This is a genomic window from Ruegeria sp. CE9, assembly GCF_056537425.1.
This window is the reverse complement of record NZ_JBQFRO010000012.1, coordinates 115,010-138,743: the sequence shown is the minus strand read 5'-3', so window position 1 is coordinate 138,743 and position 23,734 is coordinate 115,010. Positions and strand designations below refer to the sequence as shown.

34 protein-coding genes are annotated in these 23,734 nt (G+C 60.0%); 11 read left to right on the top strand and 23 right to left on the bottom strand.

What is annotated here, in order from left to right; all coding sequences use genetic code 11:
* Positions 1-86: 86 nt before the first annotated feature.
* Positions 87-476, top strand: a complete 390-nt coding sequence (locus ACR0B3_RS19750) for a VOC family protein (RefSeq protein ID WP_480810535.1) — start codon at positions 87-89, stop codon at positions 474-476.
* 9 nt (positions 477-485) lie between these two features.
* Here ACR0B3_RS19750 and ACR0B3_RS19745 read toward each other — a convergent pair whose 3' ends face one another.
* From ACR0B3_RS19745 to folK, 15 genes are all read right to left on the bottom strand, one after another.
* Positions 486-809, bottom strand: coding sequence for a SemiSWEET transporter (locus ACR0B3_RS19745; RefSeq protein ID WP_170686678.1), 324 nt, complete (start codon positions 807-809; stop codon positions 486-488).
* 103 nt (positions 810-912) lie between these two features.
* Positions 913-1,242, bottom strand: a complete 330-nt coding sequence (locus ACR0B3_RS19740; protein WP_480810534.1) for a DUF1491 family protein — start codon at positions 1,240-1,242, stop codon at positions 913-915.
* Positions 1,243-1,297: 55 nt separating this feature from the next.
* On the bottom strand, positions 1,298-2,206 hold the full coding sequence (era, locus tag ACR0B3_RS19735) for a GTPase Era (protein WP_480810533.1): 909 nt from the start codon (positions 2,204-2,206) through the stop codon (positions 1,298-1,300).
* A gap of 177 nt (positions 2,207-2,383) precedes the next feature.
* A complete protein-coding gene (locus ACR0B3_RS19730) occupies positions 2,384-2,896 on the bottom strand; it encodes an N-acetyltransferase family protein (RefSeq protein WP_480810532.1) in 513 nt (170 codons plus the stop codon).
* A 19-nt stretch (positions 2,897-2,915) separates the two neighbouring features.
* Positions 2,916-3,593, bottom strand: coding sequence for a ribonuclease III (gene rnc / locus ACR0B3_RS19725; RefSeq protein ID WP_170686674.1), 678 nt, complete (start codon positions 3,591-3,593; stop codon positions 2,916-2,918).
* Entirely contained in the window at positions 3,590-4,429 is an 840-nt protein-coding gene (lepB, locus tag ACR0B3_RS19720) for a signal peptidase I (protein WP_480810531.1), read from the bottom strand. Before lepB ends, rnc begins: the two co-directional genes overlap by 4 nt.
* Before the next feature lie 59 nt (positions 4,430-4,488).
* On the bottom strand, positions 4,489-4,908 hold the full coding sequence (gene acpS, locus ACR0B3_RS19715; protein ID WP_480810530.1) for a holo-ACP synthase: 420 nt from the start codon (positions 4,906-4,908) through the stop codon (positions 4,489-4,491).
* Between the two features lies 1 nt (position 4,909).
* Entirely contained in the window at positions 4,910-5,887 is a 978-nt protein-coding gene (locus ACR0B3_RS19710; RefSeq protein WP_480810529.1) for an NADPH:quinone reductase, read from the bottom strand.
* Entirely contained in the window at positions 5,884-6,465 is a 582-nt protein-coding gene (locus ACR0B3_RS19705) for a LysE family translocator (protein ID WP_480810528.1), read from the bottom strand. The genes ACR0B3_RS19710 and ACR0B3_RS19705 overlap by 4 nt, the downstream gene beginning before the upstream one ends.
* Before the next feature lie 38 nt (positions 6,466-6,503).
* Positions 6,504-7,124 carry a LysE family translocator gene (locus ACR0B3_RS19700; RefSeq protein WP_480810527.1) on the bottom strand — a complete coding sequence of 207 codons (621 nt, stop codon included), beginning with the start codon at positions 7,122-7,124 and terminating at the stop codon, positions 6,504-6,506.
* Positions 7,121-7,867, bottom strand: coding sequence for a pyridoxine 5'-phosphate synthase (locus ACR0B3_RS19695; RefSeq protein ID WP_170761856.1), 747 nt, complete (start codon positions 7,865-7,867; stop codon positions 7,121-7,123). The genes ACR0B3_RS19700 and ACR0B3_RS19695 overlap by 4 nt, the downstream gene beginning before the upstream one ends.
* Entirely contained in the window at positions 7,860-8,558 is a 699-nt protein-coding gene (locus ACR0B3_RS19690; protein WP_170724435.1) for a DUF2062 domain-containing protein, read from the bottom strand. Before ACR0B3_RS19690 ends, ACR0B3_RS19695 begins: the two co-directional genes overlap by 8 nt.
* A gap of 16 nt (positions 8,559-8,574) precedes the next feature.
* Positions 8,575-10,707, bottom strand: coding sequence for a RelA/SpoT family protein (locus tag ACR0B3_RS19685; RefSeq protein WP_480810526.1), 2,133 nt, complete (start codon positions 10,705-10,707; stop codon positions 8,575-8,577).
* A 26-nt stretch (positions 10,708-10,733) separates the two neighbouring features.
* Positions 10,734-11,087 carry a DNA-directed RNA polymerase subunit omega gene (gene rpoZ, locus ACR0B3_RS19680; protein ID WP_010437681.1) on the bottom strand — a complete coding sequence of 118 codons (354 nt, stop codon included), beginning with the start codon at positions 11,085-11,087 and terminating at the stop codon, positions 10,734-10,736.
* A 94-nt stretch (positions 11,088-11,181) separates the two neighbouring features.
* Positions 11,182-11,763: a 2-amino-4-hydroxy-6-hydroxymethyldihydropteridine diphosphokinase gene (gene folK / locus ACR0B3_RS19675; protein ID WP_480810525.1), complete on the bottom strand. Its 582-nt coding sequence runs from the start codon at positions 11,761-11,763 to the stop codon at positions 11,182-11,184.
* A 127-nt stretch (positions 11,764-11,890) separates the two neighbouring features.
* Between folK and ACR0B3_RS19670 the strand changes: the two genes are divergently transcribed.
* The 7 genes from ACR0B3_RS19670 to ACR0B3_RS19640 all read left to right on the top strand — a co-directional run bounded on the left by ACR0B3_RS19670 (position 11,891) and on the right by ACR0B3_RS19640 (position 16,360).
* A complete protein-coding gene (locus ACR0B3_RS19670) occupies positions 11,891-12,466 on the top strand; it encodes a LabA-like NYN domain-containing protein (RefSeq protein ID WP_170686665.1) in 576 nt (191 codons plus the stop codon).
* Positions 12,467-12,672: 206 nt separating this feature from the next.
* Positions 12,673-13,623, top strand: coding sequence for a 4-hydroxy-3-methylbut-2-enyl diphosphate reductase (gene ispH / locus ACR0B3_RS19665; RefSeq protein ID WP_480810524.1), 951 nt, complete (start codon positions 12,673-12,675; stop codon positions 13,621-13,623).
* Complete coding sequence (locus tag ACR0B3_RS19660) at positions 13,620-14,072, top strand: DUF3429 domain-containing protein (protein WP_170686663.1); 453 nt, start codon at positions 13,620-13,622, stop codon at positions 14,070-14,072. Before ispH ends, ACR0B3_RS19660 begins: the two co-directional genes overlap by 4 nt.
* Entirely contained in the window at positions 14,069-14,656 is a 588-nt protein-coding gene (locus ACR0B3_RS19655; protein ID WP_480810523.1) for a class I SAM-dependent methyltransferase, read from the top strand. The genes ACR0B3_RS19660 and ACR0B3_RS19655 overlap by 4 nt, the downstream gene beginning before the upstream one ends.
* Positions 14,649-15,116 (top strand): ribonuclease HI, encoded by a 468-nt coding sequence (rnhA, locus tag ACR0B3_RS19650; protein ID WP_480810522.1) that lies wholly within the window; start codon positions 14,649-14,651, stop codon positions 15,114-15,116. The genes ACR0B3_RS19655 and rnhA overlap by 8 nt, the downstream gene beginning before the upstream one ends.
* Complete coding sequence (locus ACR0B3_RS19645; protein ID WP_170724443.1) at positions 15,113-15,736, top strand: trimeric intracellular cation channel family protein; 624 nt, start codon at positions 15,113-15,115, stop codon at positions 15,734-15,736. Before rnhA ends, ACR0B3_RS19645 begins: the two co-directional genes overlap by 4 nt.
* Before the next feature lie 24 nt (positions 15,737-15,760).
* Positions 15,761-16,360, top strand: a complete 600-nt coding sequence (locus ACR0B3_RS19640) for a COG3904 family protein (protein WP_480810521.1) — start codon at positions 15,761-15,763, stop codon at positions 16,358-16,360.
* Here ACR0B3_RS19640 and speB read toward each other — a convergent pair.
* From speB to def (ACR0B3_RS19610), 6 genes are all read right to left on the bottom strand, one after another.
* Positions 16,357-17,178 (bottom strand): agmatinase, encoded by an 822-nt coding sequence (speB, locus tag ACR0B3_RS19635; RefSeq protein WP_480810520.1) that lies wholly within the window; start codon positions 17,176-17,178, stop codon positions 16,357-16,359. The genes ACR0B3_RS19640 and speB overlap by 4 nt on opposite strands.
* A 62-nt stretch (positions 17,179-17,240) precedes the next feature.
* Positions 17,241-17,477, bottom strand: coding sequence for a GlsB/YeaQ/YmgE family stress response membrane protein (locus tag ACR0B3_RS19630; protein WP_480810519.1), 237 nt, complete (start codon positions 17,475-17,477; stop codon positions 17,241-17,243).
* Position 17,478: 1 nt separating this feature from the next.
* Positions 17,479-17,715: a hypothetical protein gene (locus ACR0B3_RS19625; RefSeq protein WP_039541692.1), complete on the bottom strand. Its 237-nt coding sequence runs from the start codon at positions 17,713-17,715 to the stop codon at positions 17,479-17,481.
* 3 nt (positions 17,716-17,718) lie between these two features.
* The gene (fmt, locus tag ACR0B3_RS19620) at positions 17,719-18,633 is read right to left on the bottom strand and encodes a methionyl-tRNA formyltransferase (protein WP_480810518.1); all 915 of its coding nucleotides are present in this window, start codon (positions 18,631-18,633) and stop codon (positions 17,719-17,721) included.
* 23 nt (positions 18,634-18,656) lie between these two features.
* Positions 18,657-19,151, bottom strand: a complete 495-nt coding sequence (gene def, locus ACR0B3_RS19615) for a peptide deformylase (protein WP_480810517.1) — start codon at positions 19,149-19,151, stop codon at positions 18,657-18,659.
* The gene (def, locus tag ACR0B3_RS19610) at positions 19,148-19,666 is read right to left on the bottom strand and encodes a peptide deformylase (protein WP_480810516.1); all 519 of its coding nucleotides are present in this window, start codon (positions 19,664-19,666) and stop codon (positions 19,148-19,150) included. Before def (ACR0B3_RS19610) ends, def (ACR0B3_RS19615) begins: the two co-directional genes overlap by 4 nt.
* A gap of 93 nt (positions 19,667-19,759) precedes the next feature.
* Here def (ACR0B3_RS19610) and ACR0B3_RS19605 point away from each other — a divergent pair, with 93 nt between their 5' ends.
* Both ACR0B3_RS19605 and ACR0B3_RS19600 read left to right on the top strand, forming a co-directional pair.
* Positions 19,760-20,932, top strand: a complete 1,173-nt coding sequence (locus ACR0B3_RS19605) for a MalY/PatB family protein (RefSeq protein ID WP_480810552.1) — start codon at positions 19,760-19,762, stop codon at positions 20,930-20,932.
* A 29-nt stretch (positions 20,933-20,961) separates the two neighbouring features.
* Positions 20,962-21,660 (top strand): fumarylacetoacetate hydrolase family protein, encoded by a 699-nt coding sequence (locus ACR0B3_RS19600; RefSeq protein WP_480810515.1) that lies wholly within the window; start codon positions 20,962-20,964, stop codon positions 21,658-21,660.
* A gap of 99 nt (positions 21,661-21,759) precedes the next feature.
* On the opposite strand, the gene ACR0B3_RS19595 is transcribed toward ACR0B3_RS19600, so the two are convergent.
* Positions 21,760-22,113 (bottom strand): hypothetical protein, encoded by a 354-nt coding sequence (locus ACR0B3_RS19595; protein ID WP_170686652.1) that lies wholly within the window; start codon positions 22,111-22,113, stop codon positions 21,760-21,762.
* A 212-nt stretch (positions 22,114-22,325) separates the two neighbouring features.
* Between ACR0B3_RS19595 and ACR0B3_RS19590 the strand changes: the two genes are divergently transcribed.
* Positions 22,326-23,315 carry a glutathione S-transferase family protein gene (locus ACR0B3_RS19590; RefSeq protein ID WP_480810514.1) on the top strand — a complete coding sequence of 330 codons (990 nt, stop codon included), beginning with the start codon at positions 22,326-22,328 and terminating at the stop codon, positions 23,313-23,315.
* On the opposite strand, the gene ACR0B3_RS19585 is transcribed toward ACR0B3_RS19590, so the two are convergent.
* The gene (locus tag ACR0B3_RS19585; RefSeq protein WP_170686650.1) at positions 23,297-23,659 is read right to left on the bottom strand and encodes a response regulator; all 363 of its coding nucleotides are present in this window, start codon (positions 23,657-23,659) and stop codon (positions 23,297-23,299) included. The two genes, ACR0B3_RS19590 and ACR0B3_RS19585, sit on opposite strands and share 19 nt — an antisense overlap.
* Positions 23,660-23,734 lie beyond the last annotated feature (75 nt).

The following is a 23,734-nucleotide window of genomic DNA, read 5'->3' as shown; positions in this document are numbered from 1 at the left end:
GGTTAGGCCTAGGGAAGAATCCAGTTGCGCGAAACGTATTCAGCGGCTAATGTTCTCTTTATGTTCTTATTGCTGGGATTTCAGATATGTCTCTTAACTATGTCATGATCGGCTCGAATGACGTCACCAAAGCACGCAGCTATTACGACGCGGTTGTGCCCCAAATCGGCGGCAAGGTCATCGCCGAATACATGCCCCATGCTGTCTGCTATGAGCTACGTGGGGGCGGCACCATGTGGGTTGCAACGCCTTTTGACAAGGAAACGGCGACGGTCGGAAATGGCAATATGGTCGGTCTGCTATGTGAAAGCGAAGCGGAAGTGCGCGATGTACATGCGGCTGCGCTTGCCAATGGTGGCACCAATGAGGGCGATCCGGGTGACCGACCGCAATATGGTCCGAACTTCTATGGCGCTTATGCGCGCGACCCTGATGGAAACAAGATGAGCTTTGTCTATTTCGGCGAGGCGGAATAATCGCTCCTTTCAGAACGTGACCCCGGCGTGGATCAGAATGCCGATAACCATCAGTAGGTTCAGCACCATCGAGATACCGTTGCCCACATAGATGGGCAACTTGCCGACCACCAACCCATAGGCGAACCATAGAAGCGACAGTGCCGCGTAAAGCGACCAGGACAACAGCGACTGGCCGGTCGCATGTTCGGAATGGGTGAAGTAGAGCTTGATCAGTTGTGGCAGCGTTGCGAAGGGGCCAACAACGCCGATGAAGACCATGAAGCCTTCGAAGCGCTGCATCCAATGGCCAAGTTCCGACTTTTCCAGTTTCTCAGCAAGCGTTTCAGCCACGACATCACCTCTGGGTCTTAGGGTCTTGGTAGAATGGCCGGTTCTTACTGGCCGGATCGCCGACAAAATAGTCGCTTTGGCCCGAGGGTCCAAGACCTCTCTGCTATTCAAGCCCCTCTTCACCCAGTAGATGCCGGCCCTGCCGGTCTTCCACCTCGATCACCCAGAGGTCTGGATCAAAGCTGCGCTGGCGTTGGATGGCGGCATCGACATCGGGCTCATCGCCGGATGAAAGTTCAACCCACTTACGTTCACCACTCATCAGATCAAAGCTGCGCTGAAAGGCCATGGCCCGCCCATCGAGCGTGTTGAGTTTGATCAACACCGCGCCTGCAGTGTCATCACCATGAGCCACCACAAAGGCAGGTATTTCCTGAAACCGGAGCCGCGCAAGATAGGCATGCACCCAGAATTCTGCGGTCAGCCGGGTCATGGCACTGACCTAGCCGCAGGGGTTGAGAATTTTCGACGAAAATTCTTGGCCCGGGTCATGCGTTGCCGTCTTTGAAATCCAGACCCATTTCCGAGTAGCGCTCGGATTCCTCCAGCCAGTTGGGCCGGACTTTCACCTGCAGGAACAGGTGAATCTTTCGGTCAAGGAACTCTTCCAGCTCCGCCCGCGCGGCCTGGCTGACGGCTTTGATGGTTTCTCCGCGTTTGCCCAGCACGATGCCTTTGTGGCCATCGCGCATGACATAGATGACCTGATCGATTTTGGCGGAGCCGTCCTTGCGCTCTTCCCAGTTCTCGGTCTCGACGGTCAGCTGATAGGGCAGTTCCTGATGCAGTCGCAGTGTCAGTTTCTCGCGCGTCATCTCGGCGGCGATCATGCGCAGGGGCAGATCGGCGATCTGATCTTCGGGGTAAAGCCACGGTCCTTCGGGCAGTTCCGAAGCCAGCCACTTGCGCAGATCATCGACGCCGTGGCCTTTTTCGGCCGAGATCATGAAGGTCTCGGCAAAGGGATAACGCCCGTTCAGGTCGCTGGTGAGCGCCAGTAGCTTCTCGGAGGGCACCTTGTCGATCTTGTTGATCGCGAGAGCGATAGTGCGGCCCTGCCCGATCTCTTCCAGGCCTTCGAGGATGCGTTCGACCCCTTCGGTGATGCCACGATGCGCCTCGACCATCAGGACGACCACATCCGCGTCGGCGGCTCCGCCCCATGCGGCGGCGACCATAGCGCGGTCCAGGCGACGGCGGGGTTTGAACAGGCCCGGCGTGTCAACGAAGACCAGTTGCGCATCGCCCTCCATCGCGACGCCGCGGATGCGGGCACGGGTGGTCTGCACCTTGTGCGTCACGATCGAGACCTTGGCCCCGACCATGCGGTTCAAAAGGGTGGATTTGCCTGCGTTGGGCTCTCCGATCAGGGCGATAAATCCGGCGCGTGTGCTCATGTGTCCTGCGATCCTGTTTGCAAGTGCGCACCCCTATAGCAGAATGCACGGACGGGCCAGAGGCATTTGTCGCATAGCGGATGCCGGTGGGCAAAGACCAGTCCGTGAGCTTTAGGGCGTAGCTGCCAACTTAGCCAGCGCGGGCGACGGCCGGGCTGGTCGGGTTTGATCGCGCGGCTAAGTCGAAGGGTGCAGCGCAAGTATATGGTTCGGATAGGCTTGATCTCCGATGCGAAAATCCGTGACACCAACCTGCCGGAACCCTTTAGCTAGATAGAATTCGATTGCGGGCGTGTTTTCAGAATTGGTTGTCAGCCAAATCGACGGGCGCCGTTTTTCACGCATGTAGTCAATTGCGATGTCGAGCAGCGCTGAGCCGATGCCTTTACCATGATGGCGGGGCTGGACGTAGAACGTCACGATCTCCAGGTCAGAAAGCCCGTCCACAGGTGCGATGCGATTTTCCGCAAGCCGAATATAGCCGTCGATCCCGCCTTCGTTTTCAGAGACCATCAGGAGATCTTGGCCTTCCTCCAATATGGCTTCGAACCGGGCAGTGGTGAACTCGGACAGTGCAAATTCGGCAAAGAAGGAATTCACACCACGCTTTAGGTAGGTTCCGATCCAGACCTCAATCGACAAGGCTGCGAGGCTGGCGGCATCGGATTTCTGGGCGGGTCTGATCTTCATGATCTGGCCGCAAAACGGATCAAGACAACTGTTCCAACAACGCCTTTGCCGCAGCTTGCTCGGCTTGTCGCTTGGACCCTGCGGTGGCCTGCGCCTCGGTCCCGTCCTGCAGGCGCGCGGCGATGGTGAAGATCGGAGCGTGGTCGGGGCCGGTGCGTTTGACCTCGACATATGCAGGGGGTTTCTGACCGCGGGCCTGCGCCCATTCCTGAAGCGAGGTTTTGGCATCGCGCGCGTCAGCCTCGACCTTGTGGATACGGTCGCCCCAGAGGGCGAGGATGACATCGCGGGCGGCCTCGAACCCTGCGTCGCGGTAGATGGCGGCGATGACCGCCTCCATTGCATCACCCAACAGGGCCTGTTTGCGGCGGCCACCTGACAGCATCTCGGACCGGCCCAATTTCAGCACCGCGCCCAGATCGATCTGGCGGGCGACGTCGGCGCAGGCCTCTTTGCGGACCAGCGCGTTGAACCGGGGGGCCAGTTGCCCTTCGGAGGCTTTTTTGTCTGCCTCCAGCAGTGCGGTGGCCATAACAAGGCCCAGCACCCGGTCGCCCAGAAATTCGAGGCGCTGGTTGTCGGGGCGTGTGGCGGAAGAGACGGACCCATGGGTCAGTGCACGCACCAGCAACTCAGGGTCCGAAAATTCATATCCCAGACGTTGCTGGAACGCTTTTATCTCAGCCGATAGCTTCAATTGACCGCCTTGAAGAAGCGATCACTGCGCCAAGTCCAGAAGAACAGCATCGAGCGGCCAGCAGACGAGAACATGATCCGGTCGGCACGACCGATCAGGTTTTCGTAGGGTACATAGCCCACGCCACCGGCGGATTGCGGCAAGCGGCTGTCGGCCGAGTTGTCACGGTTATCGCCCATGAAGAAATAGTGGCCCTCGGGTACGGTATAGACCCCGGTATTGTCGGACCCCTGATTGCCGATGTTCAACACGTCGTAGGACACGCCATTTGGCAGGGTCTCGATCAGGCGGTTCTTTTCGCAAACGCCACCGATCCCGACCGGGCCATTGGAACAGCGCGGTCGCAGGCCTTGCGGGCCCTGCGGTTCGGCAACTTCGGTGAACACACCGTCGGGTTGCTGCGGCACAGGAGTGTCGTTCAGGATGATTTGGCCTTCACGGATCTGGATACGATCACCCGGTAGTCCGATCAGGCGCTTGATATAGTCGCGGCCTGTGACCGGATGGCGGAAGACGATGACATCGCCGCGTTCAGGGTCGCCGCCGATCAGACGCGAGTTATCATCGCTTTGCATCCAGCCGCAGATGTCTTCGGCATCGATGTTGAGGCCAACGCTGGGGATAATGAGGCTGGGGCACGAGGCATAGGAATAGCCATAGGCCATCTTGTTGACGAAGAGGAAATCCCCGATCAGCAGGGTTTGCTTCATAGAGCCGGAAGGAATCCAGAACGGCTGAAAGAACAGGGTGCGGAAAATGCCCGCGATCAGCAGGGCATAGACGATGGTTTTGATCGTCTCCCAAATGGCGTTTCCGGATTTGGCTTCCTCGGCCATACTGCTCTCTCCAGTCTCTGCGTGGTTGGGGTGCTACATGCGGGTCAGTTGGGGGCAAGTCAAGGCTGCGCGGGCGCTTCTTGGAGCGGGCGGGCCTCGATCACCACAAAGGCCTGCGCCCAGGGGTGATCATCGGTCAGGGTGACGTGGATGATCGCCTCATGACCTTCTGGGGTCATTTCCTTCAGACGCTCGGCGGCCCAGCCGGTGACATGCATGACGGGCTGGCCCGTGCGCAAGTTGGTCACCGCCATATCCTTCCACGCGATGCCCATGCGCAGACCGGTGCCTAGGGCTTTTGAACAAGCCTCTTTCGCGGCCCAGCGTTTGGCATAGGTGCCTGCGGTATCGTGGCGGCGTTCGGCCTTGCTTTGCTCGGTCTCGGTAAAGACGCGGTTGCGGAACCGGTCGCCGAACCGGTCGAGCGTGCCTTGAATGCGTTCGATATTGGCGAGGTCGGTGCCTATGCCGAGGATCACATCAAACCTCCAACACCACGGTGCCCAGTTTTTGTCCAGTCTCAACCATCTGGTGGGCGGTGGCCGCGTCGCTGAGGTTTCCGCCGGGGACAACGGCGTGAGACAGTGCGCCTTGTTCCAGCCACTCACCCAACTGCGCCTCGCCGCGACGGCGGGCGGCGGAGTCGAGCTGGTAGACGATCAGCATGTGCAAGCGGATGTTCTTGAACATGAAACCATAGAAATCCAGCTGAGGCGTCATTTGTGAGGCCGAGGCGTAACTGGCGATGGTGCCGCCGGGGCGGATCAGTGCAAGCGAAGCGGCTTGATTGGCGGCAAAATCGACCTCGACAATGCGATCGACGCCTGCGCCATCTGTCATATCCATGACGGCGTCGGTCACGTCTTGCGCGCGGTAGTTGATCCATTCATCCGCGCCGGAATGGGTGGCCTTCTCCTCGGAACTGACGGTGGTTATCACGCGCGTGCCGCCCAGGGCTGCCATCTGGCAGGCATAGCGTCCGACCGTACCCGCACCGCCAGTGACCAGAACGGTCTGGTCAGAGATCGGGCCATCGGCATAGAGCGCATACCACGCCGTCATGGCGGGGATGCCGAAACAGGCCCCTTCGGCGAAGCTGGTCGTGTCGGGCAGGTGTACCGCCTGATCAGCGGGCAGCGCGATGTATTCGGCCCCGGTGCCAAACGCGCGTTGCCATTGGCCGTTCCAGATCCACACACGCTCACCCACGCGGGCCGGATCGATACCGTCGCCAACCGCCTCGATTACCCCTGCCCCGTCCGAGTGGGGGGTGATCACCGGGAATTGCATCACCGCGCCCGGACGCGCGCCGCCGCGCAGCTTGACGTCGGAGGGGTTGATACCGCTGGCATGGACGCGCACCAGCACCTCGCCCGGTGCGGGATCGGGCGTGGGCATGTCGGTTAGTTCGAGAACGTCGGATGCGGGACCAAAACCGCGATATGTAATTGCCTTCATGACAACCTCACCGTGAAAATTTTGTAGCTGGCCACGCCGAAGAAACCGGCGAAGGCAAAATCAAACCAGCGGCGGGCGCGGCGATAGGCGTTGACCATGCGGGCGGACGAAAACAGGAAAGCGTATCCGATGAAGATCAGCAGCGAACCCGCGTAGAGCATGGCGAAATAGCCCAGCAGCATGGCAAGGCTGGCATCGTTGGGGGCGACGATGGCGTAGATCGAGCCCCAGCTGAGGATCGCCTTGGGGTTGGTCAGGTGGATCGCAGCACCCTTGGCAAAGATAGTCCCAAGCGAGCCGGTGACCGGATTGCCCAGCGCGACCTCATCCGAGGACAGCGCCCGGCGCAGCGCCTTGAACGCCAGCCAGCCCAGATAGGCGACGCCGATATATCGGATCACCTCGAACACCCAGACATTGGCGAGCATGATGGCAGACAACCCCAACGCAGCAGCGATGCCCCACGCAGCGGAGCCCGCGCAGATGCCCAGCGCAAACGCGAGCCCGGCGGTACGGCCTTCGTTAATCGCAGTGCCTGCGATACCCATCGTAGCGGGCCCCGGGGAGCCCCCTGCCATGAGCCAAGCGATCCAGATTGCTATGAAACCGGTGGTGATCATCGCGAGACGGCCGATTTGATAAGGCCGAGGCCTGCAACTGCAAACAACCCAGCGACAACCCCGTCGATCCAGCGTCGGAAGCGGCGGTATCCTGCCATCATGCCGCTGACCGAGAACAGCATCGAATAGAGGAAATTGTTGAGAAAACCTGCAGCGATGCAGATCAGGGTGGCGGCGGCGACCGACAGCAACCCGTCATCCGGGCCGAGGCCAACCGACAGGGCCGCCATCCATGCGATCACCGATTTCGGGTTCGAGAGGTTAAGGACCAGCCCGCGCCAGAACCATTTTCCATTGGCCGGCACCGCCACATTGGCCGCGTCGGGTTGCATGGCGGACCGGCCCGATTGCCATGCCAGCCACAGCAGGTAGAGCCCACCCAGCACCTTGAGCACCATCAGGACATAAAGCGAGCTTTGCAGCACCGCGCCCATGCCGCTGGCGGCGACCAGACCCCAGAAGACCAGACCGCAGGACAAACCCACTCCGTAGATGAGGCTGGTCTTGCGCCCGAAGCTCATTGCAATGGCGGCGTTGGAGATATTCGCGGGACCGGGCGAGACCGCGACCACAAAGAAAGCCAGCGCCGTGACAGCAAGCGAAGTAAGGTCGATCATCCCCGCGCCTCATCCATCAGGCGGCGCATTTCATGGACGGCTGGGGTGAGGCCGCGAAAGATGGATTCTCCGATCAGGAAATGGCCGATATTCAGCTCTCGCACTTCGGGGAAGGCGGCGACAGGCTGCACGGTGTCATAGGTCAGCCCGTGGCCTGCGTGGACTTCCAACCCAAGCGAATGGGCATAGGCGGACATTTCGCGCAGGGCGTCCAGCTCGCGCGCGGCTTCGTCCAGTTTGCCTTCAGCGTGGAAGTCGCAATAGGCGCCAGTGTGCAGCTCGATCACCTCGGCCCCGATGCGGTGGGCGGCATCGATCTGGCGCTGATCAGCAGCGATGAAGATCGACACACGGCAGCCCGCCTCGCGCAAGGGCGCGATATAATGGGCCAGCTTGTTTTCCTCGCGTGCGACTTCGAGCCCGCCTTCGGTGGTGCGTTCCTCGCGCTTTTCGGGGACGATACAGACGGCGTGCGGCTTGTGACGCAGGGCAATTTTCTGCATCTCGTCCGTCGCGGCCATCTCAAAGTTCAGCGGTACGGTCAGCGCCTCCATCAGCCCTTCGATATCGGCGTCCAGGATATGGCGACGGTCTTCGCGCAGATGGGCGGTGATGCCATCAGCCCCGGCCTCTTCGGCCAGTTTCGCGGCGCGGATCGGGTCAGGATAGGCCCCGCCGCGCGCGTTGCGGATCGTGGCCACATGGTCGATATTCACACCCAGACGCAAATGGTTGTCAGACATCTTTCGAATCCTTCATTGTCCCTGAGGCCGAGCCTAGTGGTTTTGTTGGGGGAACGTCAGCCTCTGCCTGCGCAAGGCGTTTGATTTGTTCAAATTTCGCTTTGATCCGGGCACGGCGGCGCTGTTGATAGGTGCGAATAAGCGGCAGGCTGAGATAGCCGCATATCGCTCCGGCCACGATACCGGGAATGATCCCGCCCACCATGTAAGGAAAGAACACATCATCATAGAACCGGCTGAGCCCGTGCCAGTCGGCCGTGCGATCCGTAAAGATTGCAATGCAATTGTCCTTGAGATCTCCCATCGCATCGGCAAATTTCCCCATCAGACCGTCGGTGTCATGCTTGCGGTACTTGCTGCCCAGCAGGAAATGCCCGGTTTGCAGGCTGACCACGCCAATCGGCACATAGGTCAATGGGTTGCCAAAGAAAGTGCCGCTGAGCGCGGCCAGGATATTGCCGTTGATCAGGCGGGCCAGCACGGCGGCGACCACGAAATGCAGGCCATAAAACGGGGTGAAGGCTGCGAACACCCCTGCCCCGATGCCCCGCGCGATCCGTTCGGGGCTGTCAGGCAGGCGACGGACCCGGTGCTTGACGTAATGAAAGGCGCGGGTCCAGCCGCCGCGCGGATAAACGAATTCGGACGCGACTTGGACAGCTGAGCGGCGATCTCGGCGCTTGAAAACCACTCGTGATCACCCCTTCTCAGCCAACCGCGACGGCGGGTTTCTTGCTTTCCCGGTACCGTTCGACCGCGGCCACATCGCTCTCGGCCTCAAGCATCAGCATCAGCGAATGCAGCTGTTCAAGATCGCGCAGCTCGACATTGATCATCAGGCGGTAAAAATCCGGTTTGCGGTCAATGAATTCGAGGTTCGAGATATTGGCCTTTTTCTCGCCAATCAATGTGCAAATACGCCCCAGTACCCCGGCATCATTGCCGATGGTCAGATCAAGCGTCGCGCCATAGACGGCGGGGTGCGTGCCTGCATGCCAGTGCAAGTCGACCCAGCGTTCGGGTTCGTCTTCAAACTCGGACAGGCGGTCGCAGTCGATGGCGTGCACCTCAACGCCCTTGCCGCGATAGGTGATGCCAACGATGCGTTCGCCCGGCAGCGGCTGACAGCAGGGCGCACGGTCAAACTTCTGGCCCGGTTCAAGCCCGATCACCGCGCGTCGAGGCGAGATGGCATCGCCATCATCCTTGGTCAGCTCGGGATACACGGCCTCGACCACCTCATGGGCGGTCAGTTCGGCACTGCCCAGACGGGCCAGCAATTCTTGGCGATCTTTCAGGCGCAGGTGCTTGGCGGCGGTGTCGAGCGCCTTGTCGGTGGCCTTGCGGCCAAGGTTTTCAAAGCCTGCACGGGCCAGTTCCTTGCCCAGCTTGATGAAACGCTCGCGGTCAACCTCGCGCAGCGCACGACGGATTGAGGTGCGGGCTTTGCCGGTTACCGCAATCTCAAGCCATGTGACCTGCGGCATCTGGCCATCAGCGGTGATGATATCCACCGATTGCCCGTTCTTGAGCCGCGTCCAAAGCGGAACGCGAATGCCGTCAACCTTGGCCCCTACGCAAGCATGGCCGATACGGGTGTGGATCGCATAGGCGAAATCGATCGGCGTCGCCCCGCGCGGCAGTTTCACCACGTCACCCTTGGGTGTGAAGCAGAACACCTGATCCGAATACATCTCAAGCTTGACGGCTTCGAGGAAGTCCTCGTGATCCTCTTCGTTGTCGAACTGCTCAGTCAGGTTCGAAATCCACTTGGCCGGATCAACCGCAAAGGGGTTTTCGGTACGCACACCATCGCGATAGGACCAGTGCGCCGCCACGCCAGTTTCAGCCACGTCATGCATCTGGCGGGTGCGGATCTGCACCTCGACCCGTTTGCCATCGCGCCCTGACACTGTGGTGTGGATTGAGCGGTATCCGTTGGATTTCGGCTGGCTGATATAGTCCTTGAACCGCCCCGGCACCGCGCGCCAGCGCTGGTGGATCGCGCCAAGGGTGCGATAGCAGTCTTCCTCGGACCCGGTGATGATTCGGAAGCCGTAGATGTCGGACAGGCGCGAGAAACCCTGATCCTTCTCCTGCATCTTGCGCCAGATCGAATAGGGTTTCTTGGCGCGGCCAAACACCTCGGCCTCGATGCCGGCCTTTTCCAGCTCATGCCGCATGTCGCCAGTGATCCGGTGGATCACATCACCGGTTTCGCGCTGCAAAGTGATAAAGCGCCGAATAATCGATTGGCGGCCTTCGGGATTCAGGACACGGAAGGCGAGGTCTTCGAGCTCCTCGCGCATCCATTGCATCCCCATCCGACCCGCAAGCGGCGCGTAGATATCCATCGTCTCGCGCGCTTTTTGTACCTGCTTTTCGGGGCGCATCGCCTTAATCGTGCGCATGTTGTGCAGACGGTCGGCGAGCTTGACCAGAATGACCCGCAGGTCCTTGGACATGGCCATGAACAGCTTGCGGAAGTTTTCGGCTTGTTTGGTCTCACGGCTGGACAGCTGCAGATTAGTCAGCTTGGTGACGCCATCGACCAACTTGGCAACTTCGTCCCCGAACAGTTCGGCCACCTTGCCATAGCTGGCTTTGGTGTCTTCGATCGTGTCGTGCAGCAGGGCCGTTATGATGGTCGCATCATCCAGACGCTGTTCAGTCAGGATCGCGGCAACGGCAACGGGGTGCGAGAAATAGGGCTCGCCGGAATGGCGGAACTGCCCGTCATGCATCTGCTGGCCAAATTCATAGGCCCGTGAGATGCGGTCGGCATTTGTCTTGGGATTGTAATTGCGGACCAGCGCAATCAGGTCTTCTTCTGAAATCATCCGGTCCGCACCTTTGTCGCTGGGGTTTACCCCTGGCCCTGGGCCTCCATCAGAGCGCGCAGGAGTTTTTCCTCGGACATGTCATCATCCGCAGGTTTGTCGGACTCTGCGCCCATCAATAGGGCCATCTGATCTTCTTCGGGCTCATCAACCTCGATCTGGGTCTGGTTGGCCTCGATCAAACGCTCGCGCAGCTCATCGGCGCTTTGGGTTTCGTCGGCTATTTCGCGCAGCGAGACAACGGGGTTCTTGTCGTTGTCGCGGTCAACGGTGATCGGGCCACCGGCAGAAATCTCGCGCGCCCGGTGGGCTGCAAGCATCACCAGTTCGAACCGGTTCGGGACCTTGTCTACACAATCTTCGACCGTAACGCGGGCCATGAGGCGCTCTCCGTAAATGAATCCGTGGCAAGAAGGGGTTTATCTAAGCGCGAATCCCCGCCTTGACAAGCAGGAAATGCCGCAAATGCGAGGATCACAGCGGTGTGACTTCGGCCACATCGCCGGGCGGCAGCGCGGCAACCATCTGTGTCACTGTCTGACCCAGCACAGGATGGTGCCAATCGGGCGCGACATCGGCCATGGGAACCAGCACAAAGGCACGGTCCTGCAGGCGCGGATGGGGCAGGATTAATTGTTCGGGCGCGGATTTGATCTGATCTTCGGGCGGAAGGGTCAGCCAGCGGTGATATGCGGTGTCATTCGGAAGCACCAAGTCGTCCCAACAGACCAGATCAAGATCGAGCGTCCGCATCCCCCAACGCTGTTCGCGGGCGCGTTCGAAATCGTGTTCGATGCGGTGGAGTATGTTCAGAACCTCATGCGGGGTCAGGTCCGTTTCGATCAAAACTGCGGCATTCACATAGTCTGGCCCGGCACCTGCGGGAAAGCACGGGGTGGCAAAATACCGGCTTGTAGCGCGAATCACCAGACCTGCATCGGCCATGGCCGTGAGCGACTGCTCAAGTGTCACCTTGGGTCCATTCCCTCTCAGACTGAGATTTGCGCCCAGCGCGATGACAGCTTTTGACAATGATTTGTCCACTTTTAACCCCATATTCCGCTCAGAGAATGCTTGCGATGTAAGCCAAAAGGCCTATTTTAAGGTCACCATTGCGCTGACCAATTACTTTATCACTCACGGAACCCACGGTGCGGTGGCTTATACCGGAAGGACCATTTTTATGTTTTACAAAGACGAACGGCTAGCGCTGTTCATCGACGGCTCGAATCTTTATGCAGCCGCCAAAGCACTGGGGTTTGACATCGACTACAAGTTGCTGCGTCAGGAATTCATGCGCAGAGGCAAACTGCTTAGAGCTTTCTACTACACAGCGCTACTGGAAAATGACGAGTATTCCCCTATCCGGCCCCTGGTGGACTGGCTGCATTACAACGGCTTCACCATGGTCACCAAACCGGCCAAGGAATACACCGACAGCATGGGTCGTCGCAAGGTCAAAGGAAACATGGATATCGAGCTGACTGTCGATGCCATGGAACTGGCACCGCGTGTTGATCATATCGTGCTGTTTTCGGGCGATGGGGATTTCCGCCCGCTGATTGCCAGCCTGCAGCGTCAGGGCGTGCGCGTATCGGTCGTGTCGACCATTCGCAGCCAGCCGCCGATGATCTCGGACGAGCTGCGCCGTCAGGCCGACAACTTTATCGAGCTGGAGGACCTGCGCGACGTGATCGGCCGCCCTCCGCGTGAAATGCCCGCTGAACCCCGCAGCGTTGCGGCTGCCGGCGGGCACTGACCCATATCAAACCCCGCCACTCACCAACCGGGGTTTGTTGAAATTAAGTGCGGCCAGGGCCAGAAGCCCTGGCCGCACATCTTTTAAAGGGATAGGTGCTAAAAACACCCTTTGGTTAGCAGCGATTCATGTCAGGTAAATGACGCGCTGCTGTCTGGACCATGGCAATGAAAAGACCTAATTGTCGTGGGCAAGGAGACCGCCCAATGACCAAGCCGCCGCTGACACTATATCTCGCCGCACCGCGCGGATTTTGCGCCGGAGTGGACCGGGCCATCAAGATCGTTGAGATGGCCCTGCAGAAATGGGGTGCGCCGGTCTATGTGCGCCATGAAATCGTTCACAACAAGTTCGTGGTCGACGGTTTGCGCGCCAAAGGTGCGGTGTTTGTCGAGGAACTGGACGAATGCCCCGATGACCGCCCGGTGATCTTTTCCGCCCATGGCGTACCCAAATCCGTACCCGCCACCGCTGCCCGGCGTGAGATGATCTATGTCGACGCCACCTGCCCGTTGGTGTCCAAGGTGCATGTGGAGGCGCAGCGCCATGCGGATGCGGGGCTGCAGATGATCATGATCGGCCACAAGGGCCACCCCGAAACCGTCGGCACCATGGGGCAACTGCCCGAGGGCGAAGTGCTGCTCGTGGAAACGGTTGAGGATGTCGCCGAGGTCGCCGTTCGCAATCCCGAAAAGCTGGCCTTTGTCACGCAAACCACGCTGTCGGTGGATGACACCAAGGATATCATTGCTGCGCTTGAGGCGCGGTTCCCCGCCATTGTCGGGCCGCATAAAGAAGACATCTGCTATGCCACCACCAACCGGCAAGAGGCGGTGAAGGCTGTGGCCCCGAAAGCGGATGCTTTGTTGGTGGTGGGCGCGCCAAATTCATCGAATTCACGGCGTCTGGTCGAAGTCGCCTCGCGCGCGGGCTGCGACTATGCGCAATTGGTGCAGCGCGCGACCGAGATCGACTGGCGCGCATTGGAAGGCATTTCAACCGTCGCCATCACCGCCGGGGCCTCGGCCCCCGAGGTGCTGGTGAATGAGGTGATCGACGCGTTCCGCGATCACTATGACGTCACCGTCGAGATGGTTGAAACCGCCGTTGAAAACGTCGAATTCAAAGTCCCTCGCGTGTTGCGGGAACCGGCATGAGCGGTATCCCCCGCGCGCCGCTGGTTCTTGGGCTGGCGGGTCTGATACCGTTTATCTGGGGCGCGCTGACCTATCTGAACGGCGATCTGAACGACTGGGGCCGACAGGCGCTGGGATCGCGGTTCGTGGGGCCCTATGTTCAGTTGTTCTATGGCTCGGTGATCCTGAGCTTTATGTCTGGCGTTCTTTGGGGCTTTGCCACCAAGACCTCGGGCAGCAAGGCGGCGACGTGTTACACATTGTCCGTGCTGCCCGCACTGTGGGCCTTCTTTAAGACCGGCGGCGGCCCGGTGACTGCTGGCACGAACCTGATGTGGGGCTTTGCTGGCTTGCTTGTGCTGGATGCAATCTTCGCCTACTGGCGGCTGACCCCGGTCTGGTGGATGCGGCTGCGCATGCTTTTGACGGCGGTCGTGCTGGCCTGTCTTGCGGTGGGAGTTTACCTGTGACTGATAAACGGACAATCGACGCCTATACCACTCGGGTCTCAGACTATCTGAGCATGCCCCTGCCCGCCGAACAGCTTGAAGCACGGCAGGCCTTTGCGGATGCGGTTGGTAAGGGTGGCTATGTGTTGGATTTGGGCTCGGGCCCCGGATCGGACAGTGCGTTTCTGATGCGACAAGGGCTGAAGGTCCGGGCACTGGATGCCACGCCTGCCTTTGTCGAACACGCGCGCAGTAATGGTGTCGATGCCCATCTGGGCACGTTCGATGATGTCACCGAAGTCGCCGCCTATGACGGGGTTTATGCCAGTTTCTCGCTGCTGCATGCCCCGCGCGCTGATTTCCCGCGTCACCTGAGCGCGATCCATACCGCACTAAAACCCGGTGGCCAGTTATTTCTGGGAATGAAACTGGGTACGGGTGAACATCGCGATGATCTTGATCGTTATTACACCTATTACACTCAGCCCGAGATTGAGGACGCCCTGACCACTGCTGGCTTCACCATTGATCGCGCTGTGCGGGGGATGGGCAAGGGGTTGGCCGGGTCTTACGACGGGTTCATTCTGGTGTTTGCTCATGCCTGATTTGTTTGCCTATACCGATGGCGCCTGTTCCGGAAATCCCGGCCCCGGCGGCTGGGGCGTTCTGCTGCGCGCAATGGAGGGCGAGACCGTCCTGAAAGAGCGCGAGTTGAGCGGTGGCGAAGCCGAGACAACAAACAACCGGATGGAACTGCTGGCCGCGATCAGCGCGTTGCAGACGTTGGAGCGGGCTTCAACGATCACCATCGTCACCGACAGCGCCTACGTGAAGAACGGCGTGACGGGCTGGATATTCGGGTGGAAGCGGAATGGCTGGAAGACCTCGAACAAGAAGCCGGTCAAGAATGTCGATCTGTGGCAGCGGCTGGACGAGGCCGCGCAGCGCCATGACGTGACATGGGAATGGGTCAAGGGCCATGCGGGCCATCCCGAGAACGAACGCGCCGACGAATTGGCCCGCGCGGGCATGGCCCCCTTCAAGCCCAAGAAAGAGCAGGCGTGAGCGGTCTTGCCCTGCTGGATTACGCCTCGGTTCTGGTTTTTGCACTGACCGGAGCGCTGGTGGCCAGCCGGGCGCAGCTGGATCTGGTGGGGTTTGCCTTTATCGCCTGCTTGACGGCCGTGGGCGGTGGCACGGTGCGCGACGTGCTGCTGGATCGGCATCCGGTGTTCTGGGTTGGGCAACCCGACTACATCCTGATCGCCTGCGGGGCTGCAGTTCTGATCTTCTTCACCGCGCATCTGGTAGAGAGCCGCTACAATCTGCTGGTCTGGCTGGACAGTTTCGCCTTGTCCATCGCGGTGGCAGCAGGCACTGGCGCGGCGCTGTCGCTCGGCCAATCCGGCATCATCGTGGTGCTGATGGGTGTGACCACGGGCTGTCTGGGCGGGTTGATGCGCGATGTGGTCTGCAATGAGGTGCCTCTGGTGCTGAAACAAGGCGAGCTCTATGTCTCTTGCGCCTTTGCCGGGGCTATAACTGCGGTCTTTGCCACCCGCCTTGGGCTGGACGGCTTGCTTGCGCTGGGGCTATGCGCCTTGGTCTGCTGGGCGCTGCGGGCGGGATCGCTGCTGTTTGGCTGGCAGTTGCCGGTTTACAAGGCCCGACCGCCCCGGCAATAGGGTATAAACGGACACGAGATCACAATGACCCTTAGACTTTCATATCTTGCTGCAATACTGCTGCTGGCGGGCTGTGCAGATGATTACACCCCGGTCAGCTTCTGGGCCGAAGGGGATCAGATCGTGGCCTCTGGCACGATCGACCACACAACGCTCAGTGCGTTCGAAGAGGTGATAGACGAGAACCCTGAGATTAAGACGCTGGTGCTGCAGAATATCGGTGGCTCAGTCGATGATGATGCAAATGTGGTGTTCAGCCGCGTGGTGCGCGAGGAAGGGTTTGATACGGTGGTGCCGTCAAACGGGCTGGTTGCGTCAGGTGGGACTGATCTGTTTCTCGCCGGCAATCGGCGCGTTTTGGAACCCGGCGCCTGTGTGGGCGTCCACAGTTGGGGTGGCGGAGGATACATCGCGGCAGAGTTGCCCGAAGGGCACCCGGAACATGACCGATACCTCGACTATTTCGACGATATCGGTGTCGATCCCGATTTCTACTGGTTCACGCTGGATGCCGCGTCCGAGGACGAGATGCACTGGATGACGGCATCTGAGGCCAACCGGTATGACATGACGACACGTTCCGCCCCCCGCCTTGGCACTGCTGCGATCTGCGACGAGCGTTAGCGCGTCAGCAGCCGCGCCCCGATTTCCTTGACGAACTTCGCGGCGACCATGGCGGTCATGCCGTATGGATCGCGATGCGGGTTCAACTCAACAATATCCGCGCCAATCAACTGGCCCTTGAAGCGATGGATCAGGTCGATCACCTCACGCGTGCTGAGGCCACCGGGTTCGTGATGCGAAACACCGGGGGCAAAGGCCGGGTCCAGCGCATCAAGGTCCAGAGACACATAAACCGGGCCATCAAAGCTGATCTCCAGGTCGGTGCGCCAGTTGCGCATGTCGATCACCTCGACCCCGAACTTGTCGGCCTGTTCCTGCTGATGCGCATTCATGGTGCGGATGCCAACCTGTACGAGGCGGTTGATCTTGCCGGTCTCCATCACGCGGGCAAAGGGGCAGCCATGGCCCAGTGGGCCGATCTGCTGGCTGTCATAGAGGTCGGGGTGGCTGTCGATATGCAGGATGTTCAACCCCTCATACCGATCCGCGTGGGCCTTGATCAGCGGATAGGCCACCGAGTGGTCACCACCCAGCGACAGTAACCGCGCGCCGGTTTCGATCCGGGCAGCCGCGCCTGCTTCGATCCTGTCGATAGGCTCCTGCCCCATCATCTCAAACACATCCAGATCGCCGGTGTCTTTGAAGCGGTCGGTTGCGCCCAGATCGGTGCCATCCTCAGCCGTTAGATTCGCAGCCCCGGAATGCAGCGCCTCGCGGATGCGGCCCGGGGCAAAGGCGGGGCCTTGCAGGAACGAGGAATGCAGATCCAGCGGCACACCCATCAGGGCTACGTCACCGGTGGTCAGATCATGGGACATGAGGAACCTTTCGACAAAGCGTAGCCGGACACTGGTCGAAGTTATGGGTGTGGGTCAAGCGGTCAGCGGCGGATATATGTCTGCCAGATCCAGATCACCAGAAGCGCCCCAAGAACAGCCCCAATGAACCCTGAGAGCCACCCCATCACGGTGATCAGCGTGCGCAGGATCAAACCGCCCACCAAAGCGCCGACGATGCCGATCAGCATGGTGGTTGGAATGTCAGCCTCGATCCGCATCACGCGGGTGGCGAGGAACCCTGCGGCGGCACCTATGATGATCAGGGCGACGATGGGCATCTCATTTCCTCCAATGCGTGGGCACGATGATCAGCGCACCGATGGAGGACAGCACCGCGTCCAGCCCCGGCGGGCCAAAGCTGATGCCGAACATGATGCGGACGAAGTAGAACAGGAAGGCCCCGCCCACGCAGATGATGATCGATTGCAGATAGCCGTTATGGGTAAAGCCGGTCTTTTCAGACAAATAGCCCACGATCCCGGCGATCACGACGGTGCCCATCAGGATCATGAACATGGTCTACTCCGATGACAGGTGGGTGCCGACCGGGATGGGCCAGCCCCGCAGAAAGGTTTCCCTATCCTGCGCGCCTTTGCCCGCCCTTTGCAAGCGCAGCAGTTCGATCGCGCCTTCGCCACAGGCCACGGTCAGGTCGCTATCGAGCACCTCGCCCGGTGTGCCCTGCCCTTCGGCCAGACGTGAGGCCAGCAGTTTGATCCGGTCGTCGTCAACTTCGATCCACGCGCCCGGGAACGGCGAGAGGCCGCGGATTTTTTGGTCAACCTCGGTGGCGGGGGCGGACCAATCGATCCGCGCCTCGGATTTATCAATCTTGGTGGCGTAGGTGACGCCCTCTTCGGGCTGCGGCTTGGGCGTAAGAGTGGACAGCTTGTTCAGTGCTTCAACGATCAGCGCTGCGCCCATGTCCGACAGACGATCATGGAGTTGCGCGGTGGTTTCATCGGGACCTATGTCGGTGGCTTCGCGCAGCAGTACAGGCCCGGTGTCGAGCCCGGTCTCCATCTGCATGATGCAGATGCCGGTTTGCGCGTCACCTGACATGATCGCGCGGTGGATCGGGGCGGCGCCCCGCCAGCGCGGCAGCAGGCTGGCGTGGATGTTCAGGCAGCCATGGATCGGCGCGTCCAGAACGGGTTGTGGCAGGATCAGGCCATAGGCCACGACGACCGCGATATCGGCGTTCAGCGTGGCAAAACTGGCCTGTTCCTCTGGCGATTTCAGCGAGATGGGATGGCGGACCTCCAGACCCAGCGCCTCGGCGCGGGCGTGGACCGGTGTTGGACGGTCCTTTTTGCCCCGGCCCGCGGGGCGTGGGGGTTGGCAGTAGACGGCGGCGATGTCGTGCCCCGCATCGACCAGCGCATCCAGTACCGGGACCGAGAAATCAGGGGTTCCCATGAAGATTATGCGCATCCGTCCCTCCGTAGGATGGGGTTTCACCCCATCTTCTTTGCCTTGCGCAACAGCATGTCGCGTTTGACCTTGCTGAGCCGATCGAAATACATCCGCCCGTTCAGGTGGTCGATCTGGTGCTGCACGCTGGTGGCCTCAATGCCGACGAAATCGCGGCGGTCGATCTGGCCTTGTTCGTTGAGGAATTTCACTGTCACCGCGCGCGGGCGTTTTACCTTGGCCGACACGCCGGGCAGGTTCGGGCTGGCCTCGTCATGTTCGCGCAGCTCGATCGAACTGTGCAGGATTTCCGGATTGGCCAGGCGCACGGCGCGGCCCCGCTCGGTCGAGCCATCCACGACAGCCAGCCGTAGCATCACTCCGATCTGAGGCGCGGCGAGGCCGACGCCCGGCATCGCCTCCATCGTATCGATCATGTCGTCCCAAATGGCGCGGATGTCGTCGGTGATTTCAGAGACGTCTTCAGCCTTGGTGCGCAGGCGTTTGTCGGGCCATGGCAGGCAGGTTCGCACCGTCATGTGCGGGCCTTTTCGCGTTTCAGCTTTTGCATTTTGCGGGTGATCATCTGCCGCTTGAGCGGTTTGAGATAGTCGATGAACAGCTTGCCGTTCAGATGGTCGATCTCATGCTGCACGCAGGTCGCCCAGAGGTCATCAAAGGTTTCCTGCTGAAAATTGCCATCACGGTCCATCCATGTCACGTCCACCACCTTGGGGCGGGTGACCTCGGCATATTGCTCGGGGATCGACAGGCAGCCTTCTTCGTAGACGTTTGTTTCGTCCGAAGAGGCAATGACCTCGGGGTTGAACATCACCAGCGGGCGCGGGGCCTCGCCTTCTTCCTTGACGCAATCCACTACGATCAACCGGTCCAGCACACCGATCTGGGGCGCGGCAAGACCTACGCCGGGCGCGTCATACATCGTCTCCAGCATGTCGTCAGCCAGTTTGCGCAGATCGTCGGTGATGTCGGCCACCGGCGCGCAGACCTTTTTCAGGCGGGGATCGGGATGGATCAGGATATTGCGTTTCATGAGGCTGATTTAGGCCATCGCGCCCGCCACCGCAACGGCCCCCTTGCACATGACGGATTTGAGGTTAGCTTCGCCTCGACAGATGGAGATGACATGACTTTCAACGACCTGATCGACCGCCGGGGCACCAACTCTTCAAAATGGGACAAGATGGAGCAGCTCTATGGCGTCTCGCCCGAGGATGGGCTGGCCATGTGGACGGCTGATTCCGACTATGCCACCGCCCTTTGCGTGATCGAGGCCGTGCGCAAGGCCGCCGATCATGGTGCATTTGGGTATTCTTGGATGCACCCGGAATATCTGAACGCGGTCCAGTGGTGGATGAAGACCCGCCACAATTGGGAGATCGACACCGATTGGGTGCTGACCTCGCAGGGTCTGGGCAATGCGATCGCCCTGTGTCTGGATGTCTGGAGCGAGCCCGGAGATGGGGTGGTCATCTTCTCGCCCGTTTACCATGAGTTTGCCCATAAGGTGAACAAATCCGGCCGCCGCGTCGTGGAATGCCCGCTGGTGCGGGATGGCGACAGTTATGCGCTGGATCTCGACGATGCACAGTCGCGGCTGGACGGGTCTGAAAAGCTGCTGCTGTGGTGTTCGCCGCAGAACCCCTCGGGGCGGGTGTGGACGCCGGATGAGCTGCGTGCGGTGGCGGCGTTCGCGGAGCGCAACGGGCTGATACTTGTCTCGGATGAAATCCACCATGATCTGGTCTATCCCGGTAATACTTTCGTACCGATGGATGTGGCGGCGCCAGAAGCGCGCCCGTGGACCGTGACTCTGACCGCCGCGTCGAAAACGTTCAACATCGCAGGCCAGCGCACGGGAAACATGATCATCCCCGACGCCAAGCTGCGGGCCGAAATGAAGCACCGGATTGTCACATTGGATTACGACCCCAGCGCGCTGGGTGTGGCGATGATCACCGCCGCCTACTCCCCGGAAGGCGCGAAATGGGTTGATGAGCAGATCGCCCATCTGGACGCCAACCGGAAGCTGTTCGATGCGGCCATTGCCGAGATACCGGGCCTGTGGTCGATGCCCTTGCAGGCGACCTATCTGGCATGGGTCGATTTCTCGGGTACCGGGATGAGCCACGAGGAGTTTGTCCGTCGCCTGCGCGAGGATGCGCGAATCGCGACCTCTTCGGGCCCCGGTTTTGGCGCCGGCGGTGAAACGTTTGAGCGGTTCAATCTGGCCACCCAACGTGCGCGGGTGGAAGAGGCCTGCGCCCGGCTAAAGGCAGCCTTTGGCGATCTGCAATAAACCCGGTCTAAAACAAACGGAGGCACATCATGCCCACCCCCCTTTTTACGATTCCGGACACTCCTGGCATCCCGGTCCAAGGGGAACAGGCAACCTATCCGATCGGGCGGATTTTCTGCGTAGGCCGCAACTATGCCGCCCACGCCGCCGAAATGGGGCATGAGGTGGATCGTCAGGCACCGTTCTATTTCACGAAATCCGCACCCAACGCGGTTTTGACCGGTGCACAAGTGCCTTATCCGGCGGGTACCGAGGACTATCATCACGAAATGGAATTGGCCGTTGCCATCGGCAAGCCGGTTTTTCAGGCAACGGCGAACCAGGCCCGGACCGCGATCTTTGGCTACGGGTGTGCGCTGGACATGACGCGCCGCGACCTGCAGATCCGCGAGCGCAATAAACAGCGCCCCTGGGATCTGGGCAAAGACGTGGAAAACGGCGCGGTCTTCGCCCCGCTGACCCGCGCCGATCAGTGGAGCCCATCGGATGACAAGCGCATCTATCTGACCGTCAATGGGCGGTTGGCGCAGGATGCCACATTGTCAGAACTGGTCTGGAAGATTGATGAGCTGATCTGCCATCTTTCGGGGTTTTATCACTTGCGACTCGGTGATCTGATTCTGACCGGAACGCCCGCCGGGGTCGGACCCGTGGTCGCCGGAGATCGCATCGAAGGGGGCATTGATGGTCTGGCGCCGGTGCACCTGACCCTGACAGACCCCGAATGAAACGGCGCTGATAACACCCGGCATTCATGTGGCACCAATGCCTTTTGAGCGCCGGTGGCGCGGCGAGGCAATAGGGTCAGAGATTAAAAGCTGTGCGCGTCAGTCGCGGGCTTCAAGCAAGGCAATCGGCGCATCCGGGGCGCGGTAGAAATCCAGTGGAGCCTTGTCAGCTGCCACAGTGCTGCGCTTGAATTCATAACGCATCTCACCCACCGCTTCTTCATCGGCGATGATCAGACATTGGTACAGGTGATTGGCCCCGTCGTAGATATCGACCAACCCGCGCAAACGCGGTGTGGTCTCGGCCTCGACGGTGAAGCCATCCTTCCACAATGTCAGAATTTTGAAGCTATTGTCGCCAAATTCGACCCGCAAACGGCTGGATTTCTTGAGGGTGGCGATTCGGGCCGCATCCAATTCGGCGCGAATTTCCTTTGAAACATAAGTACTCATAATAAACTTTCCCCCTTAACTGACTCTATTCTGGACCGGTTTTTGTGAAAATCCAGTGAACTGCGTCACTTGGATTTCCGGAAATCTGATCTGTTGCGCAGACATCCCGCCAGACCTGTGCGCGCGCGCAGACCAGATGCGCGCGCGATGAAATAGGCACCCAAGGCAAAGCGGCCTATCTTAGACCCAATCGCAATGCGAAAGGAATAATGATGGGCCTGCTTGTCGACGGCGAATGGCATGACACCTGGTATGACACCAAATCCACCGGCGGGGCGTTCAAACGCTCGGCCGCGCAGTTTCGCAACTGGATCACCGCCGATGGCGCGCCCGGTCCCTCGGGGCGCGGCGGGTTCGAGGCTGAATCGGGGCGCTATCACCTCTATGTCTCTCATGCCTGCCCGTGGGCGCATCGCACGCTGATCTTTCGTGAGTTGAAAGGGCTGCGCGACCACATCTCGGTCTCGGTCGTGCATCCAGACATGCTCGACAAAGGTTGGACCTTTGAAACCGACGACTGTGGCGCGACGGGCGACAAGTTGTTCGGGCATGACTTTGCCCATCAGATCTATACCCGCGCCGATCCCAATTACTCGGGCCGCGTGACGGTGCCGATCCTGTGGGACAAGGTGGAAAAGACCATCGTGTCGAATGAAAGCTCGGAAATCATCCGCATGTTCAACTCGGCCTTCAACGGGGTCACCGGCAATACCGACGATTACTGGCCCGAGGCGATGCGGGACGAGATCGAAGAGGTCAACGCGCGCATCTATTCCGACGTCAATAACGGGGTCTACAAATCCGGCTTCGCCACCTCGCAAGAGGCGTATGACGCCGCCGTTGGCCCGCTGTTCGACACATTGGACTGGCTGGAGGATCGTCTGTCCCACAGCCGTTACCTGATGGGCGACCGGATCACCGAAGCCGATTGGCGGCTGTTCACCACGCTGATCCGATTTGACCCGGTCTATCATCTGCATTTCAAGTGCAATAAGCGCCGGTTGGTGGATTACCCGAATCTATGGGCGTACACGCGCGAGCTGTACCAATGGCCGGGTGTCGCCGAGACGGTGAACATGAACCACATCGTGCGCCACTATCATTACAGCCACGAAAGCATCAATCCGCACCGGATCGTACCGGTGAACCCGGTGTTGAACTATTCAGAACCGCATGGAAGGGATCAACGCCCGGCGGCGTAGTGTTCGACCATCGCCGCCAGATCCTCGGGCGGGGTCGAGCTTTGAACATAGGCGCAGGCATTGGCGCTGTGGGCAAAGATGGACCCGTCCGAGAAGAACGTGGTGTTGGTGACGAAGATCACCCGCGTATCCGGCCTGCGGTAGCTGGCGAAATCGGCGACGGCAAGCGCGCTGCCGGTTTCCAGCACCAGATCCAACACAATGATATCGAAGGCCGTCCCGTAGAGCGCGAGGATCGCGGCCTCTTGCGTTTCGACCAATGTGACTTCGGCGTCCTGCCTTTGCAGATGCCGTTGCCAGACCCGACCAAGATCGGGGTTACTCTCAACAATCAGTACTTTCATTTGCAACAACCTCGGCACGTGATATGGGTGAGTGGTGCCGACCCCTGTTGTCCGTGATCACGCGATTTCCTTAAC

Bases quoted from the DNA above. Each gene is read 5' to 3' on its own strand.
- ACR0B3_RS19730 (WP_480810532.1), bottom strand. From the start codon at position 2,896: ATGAAGATCAGACCCGCCCAGAAATCCGATGCCGCCAGCCTCGCAGCC.
- ACR0B3_RS19695 (WP_170761856.1), bottom strand. From the start codon at position 7,867: ATGTCTGACAACCATTTGCGTCTGGGTGTGAATATCGACCATGTGGCC.
- rnhA (WP_480810522.1), top strand. From the start codon at position 14,649: ATGCCTGATTTGTTTGCCTATACCGATGGCGCCTGTTCCGGAAATCCC.
- ACR0B3_RS19740 (WP_480810534.1), bottom strand. From the start codon at position 1,242: ATGACCCGGCTGACCGCAGAATTCTGGGTGCATGCCTATCTTGCGCGG.
- folK (WP_480810525.1), bottom strand. From the start codon at position 11,763: ATGGGGTTAAAAGTGGACAAATCATTGTCAAAAGCTGTCATCGCGCTG.
- ACR0B3_RS19590 (WP_480810514.1), top strand. From the start codon at position 22,326: ATGGGCCTGCTTGTCGACGGCGAATGGCATGACACCTGGTATGACACC.
- ACR0B3_RS19585 (WP_170686650.1), bottom strand. From the start codon at position 23,659: ATGAAAGTACTGATTGTTGAGAGTAACCCCGATCTTGGTCGGGTCTGG.
- ACR0B3_RS19700 (WP_480810527.1), bottom strand. From the start codon at position 7,124: ATGATCGACCTTACTTCGCTTGCTGTCACGGCGCTGGCTTTCTTTGTG.
- ACR0B3_RS19640 (WP_480810521.1), top strand. From the start codon at position 15,761: ATGACCCTTAGACTTTCATATCTTGCTGCAATACTGCTGCTGGCGGGC.
- ACR0B3_RS19670 (WP_170686665.1), top strand. From the start codon at position 11,891: ATGTTTTACAAAGACGAACGGCTAGCGCTGTTCATCGACGGCTCGAAT.
- def (WP_480810516.1), bottom strand. From the start codon at position 19,666: ATGAAACGCAATATCCTGATCCATCCCGATCCCCGCCTGAAAAAGGTC.
- ispH (WP_480810524.1), top strand. From the start codon at position 12,673: ATGACCAAGCCGCCGCTGACACTATATCTCGCCGCACCGCGCGGATTT.
- ACR0B3_RS19625 (WP_039541692.1), bottom strand. From the start codon at position 17,715: ATGTTCATGATCCTGATGGGCACCGTCGTGATCGCCGGGATCGTGGGC.
- era (WP_480810533.1), bottom strand. From the start codon at position 2,206: ATGAGCACACGCGCCGGATTTATCGCCCTGATCGGAGAGCCCAACGCA.
- ACR0B3_RS19660 (WP_170686663.1), top strand. From the start codon at position 13,620: ATGAGCGGTATCCCCCGCGCGCCGCTGGTTCTTGGGCTGGCGGGTCTG.
- ACR0B3_RS19705 (WP_480810528.1), bottom strand. From the start codon at position 6,465: ATGGCAGGGGGCTCCCCGGGGCCCGCTACGATGGGTATCGCAGGCACT.
- ACR0B3_RS19600 (WP_480810515.1), top strand. From the start codon at position 20,962: ATGCCCACCCCCCTTTTTACGATTCCGGACACTCCTGGCATCCCGGTC.
- rpoZ (WP_010437681.1), bottom strand. From the start codon at position 11,087: ATGGCCCGCGTTACGGTCGAAGATTGTGTAGACAAGGTCCCGAACCGG.
- ACR0B3_RS19630 (WP_480810519.1), bottom strand. From the start codon at position 17,477: ATGCCCATCGTCGCCCTGATCATCATAGGTGCCGCCGCAGGGTTCCTC.
- ACR0B3_RS19710 (WP_480810529.1), bottom strand. From the start codon at position 5,887: ATGAAGGCAATTACATATCGCGGTTTTGGTCCCGCATCCGACGTTCTC.
- ACR0B3_RS19685 (WP_480810526.1), bottom strand. From the start codon at position 10,707: ATGATTTCAGAAGAAGACCTGATTGCGCTGGTCCGCAATTACAATCCC.
- ACR0B3_RS19750 (WP_480810535.1), top strand. From the start codon at position 87: ATGTCTCTTAACTATGTCATGATCGGCTCGAATGACGTCACCAAAGCA.
- ACR0B3_RS19605 (WP_480810552.1), top strand. From the start codon at position 19,760: ATGACTTTCAACGACCTGATCGACCGCCGGGGCACCAACTCTTCAAAA.
- speB (WP_480810520.1), bottom strand. From the start codon at position 17,178: ATGTCCCATGATCTGACCACCGGTGACGTAGCCCTGATGGGTGTGCCG.
- def (WP_480810517.1), bottom strand. From the start codon at position 19,151: ATGACGGTGCGAACCTGCCTGCCATGGCCCGACAAACGCCTGCGCACC.
- ACR0B3_RS19595 (WP_170686652.1), bottom strand. From the start codon at position 22,113: ATGAGTACTTATGTTTCAAAGGAAATTCGCGCCGAATTGGATGCGGCC.
- fmt (WP_480810518.1), bottom strand. From the start codon at position 18,633: ATGCGCATAATCTTCATGGGAACCCCTGATTTCTCGGTCCCGGTACTG.
- lepB (WP_480810531.1), bottom strand. From the start codon at position 4,429: ATGGCCGAGGAAGCCAAATCCGGAAACGCCATTTGGGAGACGATCAAA.